Below are 17,331 nucleotides of genomic sequence, written 5' to 3'. Positions count from 1 at the left end.
GGCGCCTAGGCAGGTTAGAACGGGATGTCGTCGTCCGGCGAACCGCCGCGGCCGCCCACGACCGCGAACGGGTCGACGCCCTGGACGATCGAGCGCAGGCTGCCCGCGGGCGGCGGGCCGGACTCGGACTTGCGGGTGGCCCAGGCCGGGAACGGAAACTCCACGCAGAGCGGCACCGGGATGTCCGGCTGGTTGACGAACATCGTGCCGGGCCGGGCCAGCAGGGCGCGCTGGCGCATCGCCGGGGGGAGGAAGCCGTACTCCGGACGGGAGGCCTCGGCGGGGTCGAGGCGGCCGACGACGCGGATCGCCGAGTTGGTGACGATGCGGCGCTCCACCTCGCTGGCGGTCTGCTGCGCGCCGATGAGGATCACGCCCAGCGAGCGGCCGCGCTCGGCGATGTCCAGCAGCACCTCCTTGATCGGCGAGGAGCCCTCGCGCGGGGCGTACTTGTTGAGCTCGTCGAGGACGACGAAGAGCAGGGGCCGGCCGGTGCCCGATTTCTCCTTGTCGTCGAACTCGGTCTTCAGCGTCACGCCGACCACGAAGCGCTGCGCGCGGTCGGGCAGGTTGTGCAGGTCCACGACGGTGACCTGGGCGCTCTCGGCGGTCTTGATCTGGTGCGGGCGGCGGGCGGCGAGGTCGCCGCGGATCAGCCGGGACAGGTCCCGCTTGCTGCCGATGAGCCGGCGCGCGAACGCGTTGACCGTGCCCATGTTGACCGCGCTGCCGGCCCAGGTCGAGCGGGTCTCGTCGTCGGTGAGCTGGTCCACCACGTGATCGACGAGGTCGCCGTACGACCCGAGGCGGCGCCCGTCGATGCTGATGCCGCCCTCCGCGGCGACCGCGTGCCGGGCCAGGTGCGCGGTGACCGAGTGGACGACCATCGTGTACTGCTGGCGCTCGTCGTCGGCGTCGGCGAACACGTACGGCAGGAGCCGGTTGGCGCAGAACTCTTCGAGCGTCCAGTAGAAGCTGTCCACGCCGGTGAGCCGGCTGTTGACGTCCGGCGCGCCCGACGAGTCACCGGCGCGGGGCGGCGCATACACCCGGACGTCGGGGAACGCGGTCGCGGGCAGGTCGAGCAGCTTGTACGCCGCGGTGGTCGCCGCGTCGAGCTTGGTGTTGCCGTGGTCGAGGAAGAGCAGGTCCTCGCCCTTGACGTTGAAGATCAGCGCCCGGGCGTTGGTGCCGTCGGCGCCCAGCGCCCCGGACCGGAAGACCGAGTAGAGCAGGAACGTCGCGAAGCTGGTCTTGGTGGCCACGCCGGAGATGCCGGAGATGGAGACGTGCGCGCCGCGGGTGCCGTCGAGGAAGTCGGCGTTGAGGAACACCGGGACGCCGTCGCGGCCGGTGCCCATCGGGACCCGGCGCTCCATCCGGTCGAAGTGCAGCGCCGCGTCCCGGGCCGAGCCGGAGGCCCGGCGCACGACCGCGCCGGGAGCGGGTGGCACATACAACTCCGGGTCGACGCGGGTGGTGGTGATCTCGGCAGCCTCCTGGACGAGCGCCGGCAGCGTGCCCTCGGCGATGGCGAAGACGTCCGAGTCGAACTGGGCCCCCTCGTGCCGCGCGCGGACCTGGGTGACCACGCCGGCGATCGTCACCGGCTCCCGGTCGGGCAGGTCGCGGGTGGTCACGACCACGTCGTCGAGCTGCAGGTAGCTGCCCGGCGTCACGGCCGTCCAGAACTGCAACGGGGTGGCGTCGGCGGTGCCGAGCACCCGCCCGACCGGCTCGCTCGCTTCGGTTGCTTCGTCAGACACGCCGATCATGTTGCACCAGAGGTACGACACTTGGCGGACGCCCTGTGGGTTGGCACGCCGTGTCCACAACTTCTAGGGGTCATCCACAGGTTTGTCCACAAGAACTAGGTGCTCCGGGCGTACCTCAGAAAAAGCTCGTCCCCCTCGGAGAGCACGCTGCGCAGGGCCAGGCGCCGCGCCGGTCCGTCGGAGCCGGCGGCGATGCGGCCGGCGGTGCCGCCGGCGAGCAGCGGCGAGACGGTCAGGCAGACCTCGTCGACCAGGTCGGCCTCGATGAGCGAGCCGAACAGGCGGGGGCCGCCCTCGCAGAGCAGCTGCGTGGCGCCGCGCCGGTGCAGCTCGGCGACCATCGCGGCGAGGTCGACCGTCTCGTCACCGAGCGCAAGGATCTCCGCGGCGTCGGCCAGCCCGGGCGGCGGCACCGCGCGCGCCGTGGTGACGACCAGCGGCCGGATCGGCGCGTCCGAGAAGATCAGCTGGCCGGGGTCGAGGCCGAGGGAGCCGGAGACGACCACCATCAGCGGGAACTCGGGCAGCCCGTGCGAGCGCCGCCACGCCCGGCCCGCATCGTCCAGGCGCAGCGCGTCGTACTTCTCGGTGCGTACGGTGCCCGCCGCGGCGATGAGCGCGTCACAGGTCATCCGCAGCATGTCGAAGATCTGTTTGTCGCCCGGACCGCCCAGCCCGCCCGACCTCCCGTCCACGGTCACCGCCCCGTCGACGCTGGCCACGAAGTTGACGCGCAGAGTCGGTTCCGCGGCACGTGGGTAGCGCGGGAGCAGGTCTTCGAGGATCATGGCGAGGCCGGGCCGGTGACGGGCGGCGTCGGCTCGACGGGCCGGTGCTGACAGTCACACCAGGACCCGCCCCGGCAGTCCTCATGCCGTCGATCGCGGCAAGCGCGGCAGATCATGTCGTAAGCCTAGGCGGGACGGGCAGGACAGGGACCGTACGGCAGGAGAATAATGCGCCCATGACCAGGCAACCCGTCCGTTCGCCGGGACGACCCACGCTCGACGCCGTCGCGGCGCGCGCCGGTGTCGGCCGCGGCACGGCATCCCGCGTCCTGAACGGGTCCTCTCAGGTCAGCCCGCAGGCCAAGGCGGCCGTCGAGGCGGCCATCTCGGAGCTGGGGTACGTGCCCAACCGGGCCGCCCGCTCGCTCGTCACCCAGCGCACCGACTCGGTGGCCCTGGTCGTGTCCGAGTCGCAGGAGCGCGTCTTCGGCGAGCCGTTCTTCGCCGGCGTGCTGCGCGGCATCAACTCGGCGCTGCTGGAAACGCCGCTGCAGCTGTGGCTGGCCATGGCGGCGTCGACCGAGCAGCGCGAGCGAGTCGAGACCCACCTGACCACCGCGCACGTCGACGGCGTGCTGCTGCTGTCCCTGCACGACGAGGATCCGCTCCCCCGCATGCTGCGCGAGCGCGGCATGCCGTTCGTGCTCGGCGGCCGTCCCGCCAACCCGCACCCCGACGACTTCTTCGTCGACGTGGACAACGCCTCGGGCGCGCGCAAGGCGGTCGAGTATCTGATCGCCGGCGGCGGCCGCCGCGTCGCGACGGTCGCCGGGCCGCAGGACATGGAGGTGGGCCGGGCCCGGCTCGCCGGTTACCGCGAGGCGGTCCGCGGCCCCGAGCTCATCGGGTACGGCGACTTCAGCGAGGAGGGCGGGGCGGCGGCGATGCGCTCCCTGCTGACCCGCGAGCCGCGCCTGGACGCCGTCTTCGCCGCCTCCGACCTCATGGCCAGCGGCGCGTTGCGGGCCCTGCGCGAGGCGGGGCTGCGCGTGCCGCAGGACGTGACGCTGGTGGGATTCGAGGACGCGCCGATCGCCCGGCAGTGCGAGCCGCCGCTGACCACCGTCCACCAGCCGGTCGAGGAGATGGGCCGGCGGATGGCCGAGCTGCTGGTGGCCCGCATCGGCGGCGATCCCGTCGGCGATTCCCACGTTCTGCTCGACACCCACCTGGTCCGTCGCGCCTCCGCCTGACCCGTCATACCCTCGGTGTGATTCGGGGCATACCAGCGCCCCTTGACGGCCGGGACACGGCGCCGCAACCGCTGCGAAACGCCACCCGGGCACGCTGGAGGCAGCCCGGACGGCACCGCCGTGCCGTCCGTCAGACGGGAGGAGTTGCATGTTGCTGCGCGTACGGGTCACTCTGCCGGACCGCCCGGGTGCCCTCGGCCAGGTGGCGCGCACGCTCGGCGTCGCCGGTGCCGACATCGTCCAGGTGGTGGTGCTGGAGCGGCTCGGCGGCCGGGCCGTCGACGACTTCACCGTCGTCTGGCCGGGCGCGTCGCGCGTCGAGCGACTCCTCGCCGGGCTCGCCGCCATCCCGGGCGTCCAGGTCGACGGCGTGTGGAAGGCCATCGGCGCCCCGGTCTCCGGCGGCCACGACGCCGAGCTGCTGGCCCAGGTCGCCGCCAACCCGGGCGACGGGCTCGCCACGCTGGTCGACGCGGTGCCCGGGCTGCTCGCCGCGGACTGGGCCGCCGCCGCGGTGGTGCCGGCCGACTGGGCCGCCCGTACGGCCGCGCCGCGTGCCACCCGGGCCGACGAGCCGTCGCTGCGCCTGCCCACCGGAAGCGAGCCGACGGTGGCGTACGCGAGCTGGCGCGCCCCGTCCCCGCTGCGCCTGCCCGAGGTCACGCCGCTGCGCGCCCGCCCGCTCACCGGCACGGACGGCACCCGGTACGCCGTCGCGCCGTTCGGCCGCGCGGGCCTGGTGCTGGTGATCGCCCGTACGGACGACGACGACCTGCCGGCCGCCGCCTTCCACATCACCGAGGTCGACCGGATCGCGCAGCTCGTGCGGGCCGCCGCGGTGATCCTCGGCGACCGTCTCGACCGCGCGGGTGTGCCCCCGGTCGCATCGGCTGTGACTGACCCCTCATAGTTTTCCCAGCTCAGGCAATGCGCAGGTAACACCGCGGAGGCAGGCTTACAGTCGGTTCAGGGCGACTCGATCTGCGAAGGGACGTGCCTACCGTGGCGCTGTGGCGGATCCGGGCGACGGTCGACGATCGGCCGGGCTACCTCTCCGTGCTGACCGCCAGCCTGGCGCTGCGGTCGGTCAACATCCTCGCCGTCCAGGTCCACACGACCGAGGAGGGCGCGGTCGACGACTTCCTCGTCGACGCGCCGGACACCATGTCGGAGCAGGAGCTGCACGCGGCGATCACCCGCGGCCGCGGGCGCGACGCGTTCGTGACCCGGGCCGAGGCGCAGGGGCTCGCCGACCAGCCGACCCGGGCGCTGGCCCTGGCCGGCCGCATCGTGCACGACCCGGAGGCGCTGGGCGAGGCGCTGGTCGCCCTGCTCGACGCCGCCGAGGTGCGCTGGCGCCCGGCCGGCTCGGTGGTCCTGCACGGCTACGACGAGCAGCGCATGACGCTGATCGACCCGGCCGGCGGGACGTACGAGGTGCTCCGGCCGGCCCCGGCGTTCACACCGGCCGAGTACGCCCGGGCCCAGGCGCTGGTCGAGGTGAGCGGTTCCGTGCTGCGCCGTTCCGCCGAGCAGACCACGCTGCTGCTGCCCGGCGGTGCCGAGCTGCTGGTGCGCGAGGCCACCGCGGAGGACCTCGAGGGCGTACGCCGCCTGCACGGCTGGAGCGACGGCCGCCTGCGCCGGCTGCTCGAGCCGTCGAACGGGCTCACGCTGCTCGCGGCGTACGACGACCCGGCCGCCGGCGAGGAACGGGTGGTGGCGACGGCGACCCTGCGCACCGAGGGCGACCTCGGCGAGGTGGCGGTGCTGGTCCAGGACGCGTGGCAGCGCCGTGGCATCGGGACGGCGCTGCTGCGCCGCCTGACCGCGTGGGCGGTCCGCGCCGACCTCGAGGCTGTCGTGGCGCACGTCGCCGCGGCCAACGTGGCGATGCTCCGTACGCTGCGCCGGCTCGGGGCGACCGGCCCGGCGGACCGCGACGGCGCGATGGTCACGGTGACGCTGCCGGTGGGCGCCCGCCGGCCCGCCTCGGATGAGACTCCTGCCACCTCCGGGTGACGGGTGAGAGCGGCGACGGTGGGCCCGTGAGCGGGTCCACCGTCGCCGATGGGTTCGCGCTACCGGACCAGCTCGGCGGCCAGCAGGTCCATCAGCAGTCCGTCGTGCCAGGTGCCGTCGGCGCCGCGCTCGTACTCCCGCATGATCCCGACGGGCCGGAAGCCCACCTTGGCGTAACAGCGGATCGCGGGCTCGTTGTCGGCCGCGGGGTCGATGACCAGCCGGTGGAAGCCCTCGACGTCGATGAGGTGGGTGGCCAGCGTCCGGACCGCGTCGGTGCCCACGCCGCGGCCGTGCAGCGCCGGGTCGAGGTAGATGTCGATGCTCGCGTGGCGATAGTCCGGCTCGTCCTCGGAGTCCCACTGGATGATCCCGGCAACCCGGCCGTCCACGAGGATCGCGAGGTGGCGGTCGCCCAGCTCGGCGATGGTCTCGCGGGTCTCGGCGGAGGCGTCGTCGTCGCCGCGCCACCGCGCCCGCACCTCCGGCGTGGCCCGGATGGCCGCCAGCGCCGGCACGTCCGCCTCGGTGGCCGGGCGCAGCGTCACGAGCGTGCCGCGCAGCGGCTCAGGAGCGGCGGACACCGTGTTCCACGCAGGTCGCCGTCCATCCGGTCGGCACGACCTGCACCTTCATCCGGCGCCGGCAGTCCGGGCAGTAGCGGGGCGGCTCCAGTCGCCGGGCCGCCGCGCACGCCGTGTGGTCGCCCTCGGCGGTGGGTGTTCCGCAGCGGTCGCAGTACACGAGGACCGTCACAGCGTCGCCGACAGCGCCTTGACCGGCATCTTGAGCTCCTGGAGCAGCTCGAGGTCCGCGGTGGCCGGGCGGCCCAGCGTCGTCAGGTAGTTGCCGACGATCACCGCGTTGATGCCGCCGAGCAGACCGTCGCGGGTGCCCAGGTCCCCCAGGGTGATCTCGCGGCCGCCCGCGTACCGCAGGATGGTCCGCGGCATCGCCAGCCGGAAGGCGGCGATGGCCCGCAGCGCGTCCTTGCCCTCCACCACCGGGCGGTCGCCGAGCGGGGTGCCGGGGCGCGGGTTGAGGAAGTTCAGCGGGACCTCGTGCGGGTCCAGCTCGGCGAGCTGCGCGGCGAACTCGGCGCGCTGCTCGACCGTCTCGCCGAGCCCGAGGATGCCGCCGCAGCAGACCTCCATGCCCGAGTCGCGGACCATCTTCAGCGTGACCCAGCGCTCCTCCCACGAATGGGTGGTCACCACGTTGGCGAAGTACGACCGGCAGGTCTCCAGGTTGTGGTTGTAGCGGTGCACACCCATCGCGACGAGCTCGTCGACCTGTTCCTGGGTGAGCATGCCGAGGCTCGCCGCGACCTGGATGTCGACCTCGGCCTTGATCGCCGCGACGCCCTCGCGCATCTGCGCCATCAGCCGCTCGTCGGGCCCGCGCACCGCCGCGACGATGCAGAACTCGGTCGCCCCGGTCGCCGCGGTCTGCTTGGCGGCCTCCACCAGGGCCGGAATGTCGAGCCACACCGCGCGCACCGGCGAGGTGAACAGCCCCGACTGCGAGCAGAAGTGGCAGTCCTCCGGGCAGCCGCCGGTCTTGAGCGAGACGATGCCCTCGACCTCCACCTCGGGACCGCACCAGGCCATGCGGACCTCGTGGGCGAGCTGGAGCAACCGCGGCAGATCCTCGTCGGGCAGCCGCAGCACTTCGAGGATTCCTGCCTCGTCGAGACCGACGCCGTCAGCTAGCACCTGGGCCCGCGCCCGGTCGAGGATGTCTGGCATGCCCGTACCCTACAAGGGATTCCGGCCCGCGGGTTGCCCGTGGTGAGTGGTAGTTTCCCGGGCGAACGACTCGGACCGGCGAAGAGCGAGGATGCGGTGACGGGCTGGCAGCAGGAGCTGGAGCGCCAGGCCCGCACGCGGGCGAAGGCCGGGCTTACGCGCAGGCTACGGCCCCGCGACGCCGGCGACGCCGTCGTCGATCTGGCCGGCAACGACTACCTCGGCCTGGCGGTCCATCCCGAGGTCGTGGGTGCCGCGGTCGAGGCGCTGCGGGCGTACGGGCTGGGCGCCACCGGATCGCGGCTCGTCCGCGGCTCGACCCGGGCTCATGAGGCGCTCGAGTCGGACCTCGCCGAGTGGCTCGGGTTCCCCCGCGCGCTGGTGTATTCCTCCGGCTTCCTCGCCAACCTCGGCGCGATCCGGGCGCTGGCCGGCCCGGGCACGCTGCTGGTCTCGGACCGGTACAACCACGCCTCGATCATCGACGGCTGCCGGGCCTCGGGCGCCGAGGTGGTCGTCGCCCCGCACGCCGACCCGGCGGCCCTCGCGGAGATCCTCACGTCCCGTCCCGGCCGGCCGGCGGTCTTCGTCACCGAGTCGGTCTTCTCGGTCGACGGCGACCTCGCCCCGCTCGCCGACCTGCACGCGGTGACCTCCGCGCACGGCGCGCTGATGCTGGTCGACGACGCGCACGCGCTGGGCGTCCTCGGTCCCGAGGGGGCGGGCGGCGTCGCGGCGGCCGGCCTCGCGGGAGCACCCGACGTGGTGGTCACGGCGACGCTGTCGAAGTCGCTGGGTGGCGCCGGCGGCGTGGTCGCCGGTCCCGAGGCGCTGATCCGGCACCTGGTCGACACCGGTCGCACGTTCATCTACGACACCGCCCCGCCGCCCGCCGTCGTGGCCGGGGTCCGTGCCGCGGTGCGGGTCGCCCGGTCGGCCGACGACCGCCGCCGGCTTCTCGCGGAGCGGGCCGCCACGACGGTACGCACGCTGGGCGCGGCCGGTTTCGCCGTCTGCACCCCGGCGGCGGGCGTGCTGTCGGTGCCGGCGCCCGGCCCGGAGGCGGCCCTGGCCTGGGCGGCGGACTGCCGCGACCGCGACGTCGCCGTGGGCTGTTTCCGCCCGCCGTCCACCCCGGACGGTTCGTCCCGCCTGCGCCTGACCCTGAACGCGGGGGTCGGGCAGGCCGACTTCGACCGCGCCCTGACCGTGATCGTGGAGTGCGCCCCGTGACGAGCGAGCAGCAGACCGCCCCGCCGCAGACCCCGGAGGAGAACCCCATCCCGATCCCGGTCTCGCCCGCGCCCGCCTCCCCGGTCCCCGTCGCGCCGATCTCTCCGGTCCCCGTCTCCCCGGCGCCCTTCTCGCCGGTGCCGGACCTGCCGGTGCCGGACCTGCCGGAGGCGCCCGTGTCACCCGGCGTGGGCCCCGCGGACCCGGCCGACGCCGACCTTCCCCCGCTCACGCTGCCGGTTCCGGAGCCGGCCGTGGCCGCGCCGCCACCCGAGGCCCGCCCCGAGCCGCGGCCCGCGCAGCACGGCGAGTGGCGCGGCATCGTCGTGGTCACCGGCACGGACACCGGCGTGGGCAAGACGGTGGCCACCGCGGCCGTCGCCGCCGCCGCGCAGGCCGCCGGGCTGCGGGTGGCCGTCGTCAAGCCCGGCCAGACCGGTACGGCCGAGGGCGGCCCGACCGACATCGACGTCGTGACCCGCCTCGCCTCCCCGCACACCAGCCGCACGCTGGCCTCGTACCCGGAGCCGCTCGCGCCCCTCGCCGCGGCCCGGGTCGCCGGCCTGCCGCCGCTGGAGCTGTACGAGGCCGTCGACGCCATCCGCGCGGAGGCCGAGAAACACGACCTGGTCCTGGTGGAGGGCGCGGGCGGCCTGCTCGTGCCGATGGGCGTGCGCCCGTCCGGCGAGGCCTGGACGGTGGCCGACCTGGCGACCGCGCTGGGCGCCCAGACGATCGTCGTGTCCCGCGCCGGCCTGGGCACGCTCAACCACACGGCGCTGACGCTGGAGGCCCTGGACCGCCGCGGCGTACCGGCCAAGGTGGTGCTCGGTGCGTGGCCGGCCGAACCGGAGCTGGTCCACTGGGCGAACCTGACCGAGCTCGTCCCGCACCTGGTGGGCGCGGTGCCGGACGGCGCGGGCCAGATGGAGCCGGGCGTCTTCCGGCGTTCGGCGCCGGGCTGGCTGACGCCGGCGCTCTACGGCGTCCTCGACGACTGGCGGGTCTGGGCCGACGAGGCCGGCTGACCCCGGCCGTACCCTGATGAGCGGGTTTTGCCCGGCGCCCGGGCGGCCACCGTCCGTGGTCGCTAGCGTGTGGGGCTCGTGATCCGTGAGCCGAGGGGCTGGGGCTGTCGTGGATGGCATAGGCGGGCAGATCGTGCTCGTGCTGGTGCTCGTACTGATCAACGCGGCCTTCTCCGGCAGTGAGATGGCGCTGGTCTCGCTGCGGGACAGTCAGCTGCACAAGCTCGAGCGCGCCTCCCGGTCCGGGCGGGTCCTGGGCCGGCTGACCCGCGACCCGAACCGGTTCCTCGCCACGATCCAGATCGGGATCACGATGGCCGGCTTCCTGGCGTCCGCGGCGGCGGCGGTGTCGCTGTCGGAGCCGCTGGTCGAGCCGCTGGGTTTCCTCGGCGCGGCCGCCCGGCCGACCGCGATCGTGCTGGTCACGATCGTGCTGACGTTCGTGACGCTGGTGATCGGCGAGCTGGCGCCGAAGCGGATCGCGATGCAGCGTACGGAGGGCTGGGCACTGCTCGTGGCCCGGCCGCTGGACGTGCTGTCGACGATCTCGCGGCCGGCGGTGTGGCTGCTCAGCGCCGCCACCGACCTGGTCGTCCGGCTGGCCGGCGGGGACCCGCGGGCGCAGCGGGAGGAGGTCAGCACCGAGGAGATCCGCGACATGGTCGCCGCGCAGCAGGACTTCTCCGCCGAACAACGGATGATCATCTCCGGCGCCTTCGAGATCGCCGACCGGAACCTGCGAGAGATCCTCGTGCCGCGCCGGGACGTGCTGTCGGTGCCCACCGGGCTGCCCGCGCGGGAGGCCCTGGCCCAGCTCATCAAGGGCGGCCATTCCCGGGCGCCGGTGGTGGGCCCGGCGGGGCTGGACGACGTGATCGGCGTCGTGCACCTGCGGGAGCTGGTGGGCGCGGACGGCCCGGTCGACGCGGTGGCGCGGCAGGGGCTGTTCCTGCCGGAGACGCTACGGGTGTCCGACGCGCTGCGGCAGATGCGGCTCGAGCGTCAGCAGCTGGCGATGGTCGTGGACGAGCGCGGCGCGATCGACGGGATCGTCACCATGGAGGACCTGGTCGAGGAGATCGTCGGGGAGATCTACGACGAGACCGACCGGGACGTGCAGGCCGTGGTCACCGAGGCCGACGGGGCGCTGCTGATGGCCGGCTCGTTCCCGATCCACGACCTGCCGGACCTCGGCTTCGACGGCGGGGCGCCGGACGAGGGCGACTACACGACGATCGCCGGCATGGTCCTGGCCTCGCTGGGCCACATCCCGACCGCGCCGGGCGAGGTCGTCACGCTCCCCCAGTTCACCGCGGAGGTGGTCGAGGTGACCGGCCGCGCGATCACCCGGGTACGGCTGCGGGCACTGCCGAGATCTGGCGAAGAGGACGATTAGGACGGATCCAGCGCATCCCGGCGGCGCTGCGGGGGACGCGGCGACGGCGGCGCGGGGCGGTTCTCCACCGGGTCCAGCGGGATCGTGGCCGTCTCGCCGCCGGCGAGCGTCACCGCGGTGCCGTAGTGGTGAAACGTCACCTCGGCGCCCGTGGCCTCGTACGTGACCTGCTCCGGCGTGACGGTCACCCGCAGCCGGCTCTCCCGCCAGCGCAGGCGGAACCGCAGCCGGGGCAGGTGTTGTGGCAGCCGGGGCGCGAACGACGGCCGCCCGCCGTGGTCCCGGAAGCCGCCGAAGCCCTGGACCAGCGCGATCCAGGCGCCCGCGCAGGCGGCGATGTGCAGCCCGTCGCCGCTGGACTCGCCGCCCGCGCGCAGGTCCAGCAGGGCCGCCTCGGCGAGGTAGTCGTGGGCCAGCTCGAGGTGGCCGGTCTCCGCGGCGAGAACGGCCTGCACCGGCGCGGACAGCGAGGAGTCGCGGACCGTACGGGCCTCGTAGTACTCGAAGGCGCGCCGCTTCTGCTCGGCCGTGAACTCCTCGGAGTGCAGCATCATCGCCAGCACCAGGTCGGCCTGCTTCACCACCTGCCGGCGGTACAGGTCGAGGTACGGGAAGTTCAGCATCAGCGGGTAGTCGTCGTCCTTGGTCTCGTCGAAGTCCCACTCCTCCAGGCGCGTGAAGCCGGCGTGCTGCTCGTGGACCTCGCGCCTGTCCGCGTACGGGATGAACAGGCCTTCTGCCGCCTCCCGCCACGCGCGAACCTCGTCGGCGAAGGCGGTGGTGTCGGCCAGGGCGGACGCCGCGCCGAGCAGGTTCTGCCGCGCCATGAGGTTGGTGAAGACGTTGTCGTCGACCAGGGCGGTGTACTCGTCCGGCCCGGTCACGCCGCTGATGTGGAACACGCCGTCGTCGTCGGCGTGGCTGATGCGGCACCACAGGCGCGCGGTCTCGGCGAGGATCTCCAGCCCCGCCTCGCGCAGGAAGTCCTCGTCGCCGGTGGCCGCGACGTAGCGCAGCACGGCCGCCGCGATGTCCGCGTTGACGTGCAGCGCCGCCGTCCCGGCCGGCCAGTAGCCGGAGCATTCGGTGCCGCCGATCGTGCGCCACGGGTACGCCGCACCGGCCAGCCGCAGCTCCCGGGCCCGCTCGCGGGCCTCGCCGAGCGTCCGGTGCCGCCAGCGCAGGGCCATGCCCACGCAGGCCGGATGCGTGTACGTGAGCACGGGCAGCACGAACGTCTCGGTGTCCCAGAGCACGTGGCCGTCGTACCCGTTGCCGGTCAGCCCCTTGGCGGCGATGGGGTGCGGGCCCGCCTCGGCGCCGGCCTGCAACACGTGGAAGAGGCAGAACCGGACGCCCTGCTGCACCTCGGGGTCGCCGTCGAGCTCGACGTCCGCGCTCTCCCAGAAGTCGTCGAGGTACTCCCGCTGCCGCTCGAGCAGCGTGTCGAAGCCCAGCTCGACGGCCTCGTCCCGGTCGGCCAGCGCCTTGGTGGCCGGGTCGCTCTCGTGCCACGCGTACGCGAGGAACTTGTCCAACCGCAACGGCTCGCCGGGCCGCAGCGTCGTGCTGACGACGGCCCGGATGCGGTCCGGTTCGCTGGACGTGGTGACGTGCGCGCCGGTGTGGGCGACCGCGGACGCCACCTCGATGCCACTGCGGGCGGTGCGGTGCAGCAGCACGTCCGGCGAGTGCGAGACCGGCCGCAGCGGCGCCTCGACGGTGGCCGACGCGCGCGGGTCGTCCCGCTGGTCGGGCTGCTCCTCGTTGGCGAGCAGGTCGGAGTCGATCCGGATCCGCACCGGGCCGCTCAGCGCCTCCACCTCGTACCGGATCGCCGCGACGGACGAGTACGGGAACGAGACGACGCGGGTGCTGCGGATGCGGACGGCCGTCCCGGAGCCCGACACCCACTCGACGTCGCGTTGCAGGGTGCCGGCGCGCAGGTCCAGGCAGCGTTCGTGGCGGCGCAGCGTGCCGGTACGCACGTCGAACGGCTCGTCGTCGACGGTGAGCGCGATGAGCTTGCCGTTGGGCGCGTCGACGATCGTCTGGGTGGTCTCCGGGAAGCCGTACCCGGCCTCGGGATAGACCAGGTCACGCTCCTCGAACAGCGAGTTGAGGTATGTGCCCGGCATGCCGTCGGGCAGCCCCTCGTCGAGGTTGCCGCGCAGGCCGATGTGCCCGTTGGCGAGGGCGAAGACGGATTCGGACTGGCGCAGCTGCGCGGTGGTGAGCGTCTCGTCGGTCAGGCCGGTCTCCCGGACGGCCCACGGCTCGGCGGGTCCGATCTCACCCACCGGCGATCTCCTTCACGCGCTTCTCCAGATCCTCGACGGTCAGGTCCGGCCGTCCGCCGGGGTGCCCGACGGTCGCGCCGGATGCCGCCACCGCCCACCGCGCGGCCGTCGCCGGTTCCTCACCGCGCAGCAGCGCCGCGGTCAGCGCCGCCGTGAACGCGTCGCCGCCACCCGTCGTGTCCACGACCTTCTCGTCGGTCAGCGGAAGACACACGTCCCCGTCGCGCCACACGAAGAGGTTGCCGTCCTCGACGCCGAGCGCCAGCAGGCGCGGCCCCTTCTCCAGCAGGGCGCGGGCCCGGTCGACGGTCGCCTTCCCGCCGAGCAGCAGCTCGGTCTCCTGCTCGTCGGCGCGGACCACGTCGGCGGCCGCGAGCAGGTCGTCGCGTCGCTCCTGCGGAGCGCCGTCCAGCACGACCAGCCGGCCCGCGTCGTGCCCGATGCGGGCGGCGGCCAGCGCGGCCGCGGGTGGCTGCTGCAACTGCACGAGTACGGCGTCAGCACCGGCGATCACCGTGCGCGCCGCTTCCACGTCACGGTCGGTCAGCAGCACGGACTCGGGCAGATGCTGCACGTACCGCCAGTGCCCCTCGGCGTCGAGCACCTCGACGATCAGCCCGGTGAGCGCGCCGCGCCGGCGGACGACCGCGGTCACGTCGATGCCGTCGCGCCGCGCCTGGTCGAGCAGCACGTCGCCGATGACGTCCTCGCCGGCCACGGCCACGAGCCGGGGGCGTACGCCCAGCTGCGCGAGCGAGACGGCCTGGTTGGCGCCCTTCCCGCCCAGCTGCTCCCGGCGGTCGAGCGCGTCGGCGGCGTTCCCCGCACCGGGGACCGCATCGACGGACAGGACGAGGTCACGGGCGAGTTGCCCGACTACGGCCGCTACCGGTGGTTTCACGCTGCATTACTACCCCGACAGTTTGTGCGACATTCCCCCGTGCGGGCGAGGTCACCTGGCAATTACCTGGACGCGGGCATTGCGGCGACCCCCGGAACTTTCACTACGCTCACAGTCATCACCGGCGATCACTGTGTGAGGGGCCTCATCGTGACGAACAGCAGCCCGATCTCGGGCGGAGCCTACGAATACCTGGACACCGTCGGCCACGAGGAGCAGCAGCGGCTCGAGGCCGTACGCCGCTACCGTCTCGTGGACCAGCCGGTCGAGGACGCGTACGACCGCATCGCGTTCGTGGCCGGCGCCATCTTCGACACCCCCATCGCCACGGTGTCACTGGTCGAGCAGGACCGCGTCTGGCTGGCCGCTTGCCAGGGCCTGACCGGCGTCCGCGAGGTCGGCAAGGAGCCCGGCCTGTGCGCCTCGGTCATCGCGCAGGACGACGTGTACGTGATCAACAACGCGGCCGTGGACCCCCGTACGCTCGAACACCCGCTGGTCCGCGGCGAGCTGGGGCTGCGCTTCTACGCGGCGGCGCCCATCCGCACCCACGACGGCTACCGCCTCGGCACGGTCAACGTCATCGACAACCGCCCGCGCGAGGCGACGCCCCGGCAGCTGAAGGCCCTCGAGCACCTCGCGTCGATGGTCTCGGACGAGCTGGAACTGCGCCTCATGGTCATCCGCAGCGCCGCCGCCGAGCAGCGCATGCGTGAGACGGTCAGCTGAGGCTTCAGGCTTGAAAATCCGGGGGTCCGGGTAACGGCGGTCGCATGCGTACTCCCCGGAAGGTCGCCGTGGTCGCCCATCAGCGCAAGACGCTCGGTGGCGGACTGGACGAGCTGCGGCGCCTCATCACCGACGAAGGCGTCGAGGATCTGCTCTGGTACGAGGTGCCGAAGAGCAAGAAGGCCCCGAAGCAGGTGCGCAAGGCCGTCAAGGAGCAGCCCGACCTGCTCATCGTCTGGGGCGGCGACGGCATGGTCCAGCGCACCCTGGACGCGCTGGCCGGCGCCGAGGGCGGGGCGAAGATCCCGGTGGGCATCATCCCGGCCGGCACCGCGAACCTGCTGGCCACCAACCTGGGCGTCCCGGACGACCTGCCCGGTGCTGTCCGGACCGCCTTCCACGGCGGGCGGCGCCGGCTGGACCTCGGCGTGCTCAACGGCGAGCACTTCGCGGTCATGGCCGGCATCGGCTTCGACGGCGCGATGATCCACGACGCCGACGGCAAGCTGAAGGACCGGATGGGCAAGCTGTCGTACGTCTGGACGGGCCTGCGCCACCTCGACGACCCCGCCCCCCAGGCGAAGATCAAGGTGGACGGCACCGACTGGTTCGCCGACGAGGCGTCCTGCGTCCTGGTCGGCAACGTCAGCATGATCACCGGCGGCATCACCGCGTTCGACGACGCGAAGCCGGACGACGGCTGGCTCGACGTCGGCGTGGCCACCGCCCGCGGCGCCGCCCAGTGGGCCCGCACCATGGGCCGCATGGCGGTCGGCCGCTCCGAGGAGTCCCCGTTCGTCCACATGACCCGCGCCCGCCGCATCGACGTGAAGCTGAAGGAGCCGCTGACGTACGAGCTCGACGGCGGCTCCCGCGACAAGGTCAAGAAGATCCGCGTCGAGGTCGCGCCGGCCGCTGTCAAGGTCTGCGTGCCACGGCAACGATCGGAAAGCTGACACGGACGTCCGTACCCGGGAATCGGCTTTATACGGTTTTAACGCTCTTAATCCCCTGGAATCGGTCGGATTGCCGTCCCACACTGGGTCGCGACCGCACCGCCACGCACCTCCAGGGGGTCGCATGACAGCGAGCGTCGCCACCATGATCACCGCCGTCACCGTGCTCACGATCGGCTACCGCGCCGGACGTGCCCACGCGGCCTGGCGGGACCTGCGCGCAACGAAGCGCGACGTCCCGGCCAAGCGCAAGATCGCCTGGGGCCACACCCGGCCCCTGCTGATGGGCACCCTGTTCCTGCTGGCCACGGTCGTCGCCGCGGTTTACCGCGCCGCCGCCTGAGGCCCGTCACCTGCCGGTGAGCGAGCCGGCTGCGGAAGCGGTGGTCCTCCTCGTCGCACTCGGGGAGACCGCCGGCCGCCGGCGCGAGAGCGTCCACTTCGAAGCCCCACCCGTGTCAGGGGCGCCAGATCACCAGTTCCGTCTCGCGGCGCCGCTCGGCGAAGACGCCGGGCGGCGCCGCCTCGGCCAGCAGCGACCGCAGGTCCGCCTCGAACTCCCCCACCCGCTCCCCGAACAGGTGCGGCGTGGCGTACGACAGCGAGAACACCGCCGACACGATCTCGTCCGCCGACCGTGCCACCTCCTCGCCGCCGCCCACGACGACACGGTCCGGCCCGCGGTAGCCGGCCGCCCGCATCACGTCCTCCTCGCCGCCGGGGGTGCCGTTCGGCAGGGTGGACCGTCCGGCGCGCCGCACCGGCCCGAGGTACGAGGCCACGAGCGCGTCGATCCGCTCCCACGGCGGCCGGGGCCGGGTTAGCGGGTCGGCGCCGTTCACGCCGCGGTGGGTGGTGGCGCCGACGTGCACCCAGGCGCCGCCCGGATCGATCATCGGACGGACCGCGCGCGCCACGGCCGGCTGGTCCATCCAGTGGAAGGACTGGGCGAAGCTGACCAGCCGGAACTCGCCCAGCCCGGCCGGCAGCTCCTCGGCGCGCAGGCGGTGCCACGACAGCCCCGGGGCCCTGCGGCGCGCCTCGGCGATCATGCCGGGGTCCGCGTCGACGCCGACCGCCTCCGCGAACAGCGGGGCGAGCAGCAGGGTCAGCGAGCCCGGGCCGCATCCCACGTCGAGGAGCCGGCCGGTGCCGTCCAGGCCGAGCCGCTCGCGCAGGACCTCGGGCAGCGCCGGCGGGTACGGCATCCGCCCCACCGGGTAGTGCGCCGCGCTGCCGGTGTAGAGCGAGTCGTCGGCCAC

At 73.6% G+C, this 17,331-nt stretch carries 16 protein-coding genes; 9 read left to right on the top strand and 7 right to left on the bottom strand.

Translation table 11 applies throughout. From position 1 onward, the window contains the following. Positions 1 to 14: 14 nt before the first annotated feature. Together COUCH_RS09355 and COUCH_RS09350 are read right to left on the bottom strand one after the other, a co-directional pair. Entirely contained in the window at positions 15 to 1,775 is a 1,761-nt protein-coding gene (locus tag COUCH_RS09355; RefSeq protein WP_430640912.1) for an ATP-binding protein, read from the bottom strand. Positions 1,776 to 1,870: 95 nt separating this feature from the next. Next, positions 1,871 to 2,563 carry a pyrimidine reductase family protein gene (locus COUCH_RS09350; protein WP_249611666.1) on the bottom strand — a complete coding sequence of 231 codons (693 nt, stop codon included), beginning with the start codon at positions 2,561 to 2,563 and terminating at the stop codon, positions 1,871 to 1,873. Between the two features lie 176 nt (positions 2,564 to 2,739). Here COUCH_RS09350 and COUCH_RS09345 point away from each other — a divergent pair, with 176 nt between their 5' ends. The 3 genes from COUCH_RS09345 (at position 2,740) to COUCH_RS09335 (ending at position 5,778) form a co-directional block, all read left to right on the top strand. Next, positions 2,740 to 3,756 (top strand): LacI family DNA-binding transcriptional regulator, encoded by a 1,017-nt coding sequence (locus tag COUCH_RS09345; RefSeq protein WP_249611665.1) that lies wholly within the window; start codon positions 2,740 to 2,742, stop codon positions 3,754 to 3,756. A 148-nt stretch (positions 3,757 to 3,904) separates the two neighbouring features. Then, the gene (locus COUCH_RS09340; RefSeq protein WP_249611664.1) at positions 3,905 to 4,666 is read left to right on the top strand and encodes an amino acid-binding protein; all 762 of its coding nucleotides are present in this window, start codon (positions 3,905 to 3,907) and stop codon (positions 4,664 to 4,666) included. A 92-nt stretch (positions 4,667 to 4,758) separates the two neighbouring features. Continuing rightward, positions 4,759 to 5,778: a GNAT family N-acetyltransferase gene (locus COUCH_RS09335; protein ID WP_249613648.1), complete on the top strand. Its 1,020-nt coding sequence runs from the start codon at positions 4,759 to 4,761 to the stop codon at positions 5,776 to 5,778. 59 nt (positions 5,779 to 5,837) lie between these two features. Here the strand turns inward: COUCH_RS09335 and COUCH_RS09330 are convergent, their stop codons facing one another. Together COUCH_RS09330 and bioB are read right to left on the bottom strand one after the other, a co-directional pair. Next, on the bottom strand, positions 5,838 to 6,341 hold the full coding sequence (locus COUCH_RS09330) for a GNAT family N-acetyltransferase (RefSeq protein WP_430640967.1): 504 nt from the start codon (positions 6,339 to 6,341) through the stop codon (positions 5,838 to 5,840). Between the two features lie 189 nt (positions 6,342 to 6,530). Beyond that, positions 6,531 to 7,526 carry a biotin synthase BioB gene (bioB, locus tag COUCH_RS09320; RefSeq protein WP_249611661.1) on the bottom strand — a complete coding sequence of 332 codons (996 nt, stop codon included), beginning with the start codon at positions 7,524 to 7,526 and terminating at the stop codon, positions 6,531 to 6,533. A gap of 96 nt (positions 7,527 to 7,622) precedes the next feature. Here bioB and COUCH_RS09315 point away from each other — a divergent pair, with 96 nt between their 5' ends. The 3 genes from COUCH_RS09315 (at position 7,623) to COUCH_RS09305 (ending at position 11,183) form a co-directional block, all read left to right on the top strand. After that, complete coding sequence (locus COUCH_RS09315) at positions 7,623 to 8,759, top strand: 8-amino-7-oxononanoate synthase (protein WP_249611660.1); 1,137 nt, start codon at positions 7,623 to 7,625, stop codon at positions 8,757 to 8,759. A 254-nt stretch (positions 8,760 to 9,013) separates the two neighbouring features. Then, a complete protein-coding gene (gene bioD, locus COUCH_RS09310; protein WP_249613647.1) occupies positions 9,014 to 9,787 on the top strand; it encodes a dethiobiotin synthase in 774 nt (257 codons plus the stop codon). Between the two features lie 109 nt (positions 9,788 to 9,896). Further along, positions 9,897 to 11,183: a hemolysin family protein gene (locus tag COUCH_RS09305; RefSeq protein WP_249611659.1), complete on the top strand. Its 1,287-nt coding sequence runs from the start codon at positions 9,897 to 9,899 to the stop codon at positions 11,181 to 11,183. Here the strand turns inward: COUCH_RS09305 and COUCH_RS09300 are convergent. Further along, a complete protein-coding gene (locus COUCH_RS09300) occupies positions 11,180 to 13,483 on the bottom strand; it encodes a glycoside hydrolase family 65 protein (protein WP_249611658.1) in 2,304 nt (767 codons plus the stop codon). The two genes, COUCH_RS09305 and COUCH_RS09300, sit on opposite strands and share 4 nt — an antisense overlap. Next, entirely contained in the window at positions 13,476 to 14,384 is a 909-nt protein-coding gene (locus COUCH_RS09295) for a PfkB family carbohydrate kinase (RefSeq protein WP_249611657.1), read from the bottom strand. Before COUCH_RS09295 ends, COUCH_RS09300 begins: the two co-directional genes overlap by 8 nt. A gap of 150 nt (positions 14,385 to 14,534) precedes the next feature. Here COUCH_RS09295 and COUCH_RS09290 point away from each other — a divergent pair, with 150 nt between their 5' ends. The 3 genes from COUCH_RS09290 to COUCH_RS09280 all read left to right on the top strand — a co-directional run bounded on the left by COUCH_RS09290 (position 14,535) and on the right by COUCH_RS09280 (position 16,412). After that, positions 14,535 to 15,113, top strand: coding sequence for a GAF domain-containing protein (locus tag COUCH_RS09290; RefSeq protein ID WP_249611656.1), 579 nt, complete (start codon positions 14,535 to 14,537; stop codon positions 15,111 to 15,113). A gap of 44 nt (positions 15,114 to 15,157) precedes the next feature. After that, entirely contained in the window at positions 15,158 to 16,069 is a 912-nt protein-coding gene (locus tag COUCH_RS09285; RefSeq protein ID WP_249611655.1) for a diacylglycerol/lipid kinase family protein, read from the top strand. A 124-nt stretch (positions 16,070 to 16,193) separates the two neighbouring features. After that, positions 16,194 to 16,412 (top strand): hypothetical protein, encoded by a 219-nt coding sequence (locus COUCH_RS09280; RefSeq protein WP_249611654.1) that lies wholly within the window; start codon positions 16,194 to 16,196, stop codon positions 16,410 to 16,412. 115 nt (positions 16,413 to 16,527) lie between these two features. Here the strand turns inward: COUCH_RS09280 and COUCH_RS09275 are convergent, their stop codons facing one another. Beyond that, on the bottom strand, positions 16,528 to 17,331 hold the full coding sequence (locus tag COUCH_RS09275) for a class I SAM-dependent methyltransferase (RefSeq protein ID WP_249611653.1): 804 nt from the start codon (positions 17,329 to 17,331) through the stop codon (positions 16,528 to 16,530).

The organism is Couchioplanes caeruleus, assembly GCF_023499255.1.
Classification (GTDB): domain Bacteria; phylum Actinomycetota; class Actinomycetes; order Mycobacteriales; family Micromonosporaceae; genus Actinoplanes; species Actinoplanes caeruleus_A.
This window is presented reverse-complemented; position numbering and strand designations above follow the sequence as displayed.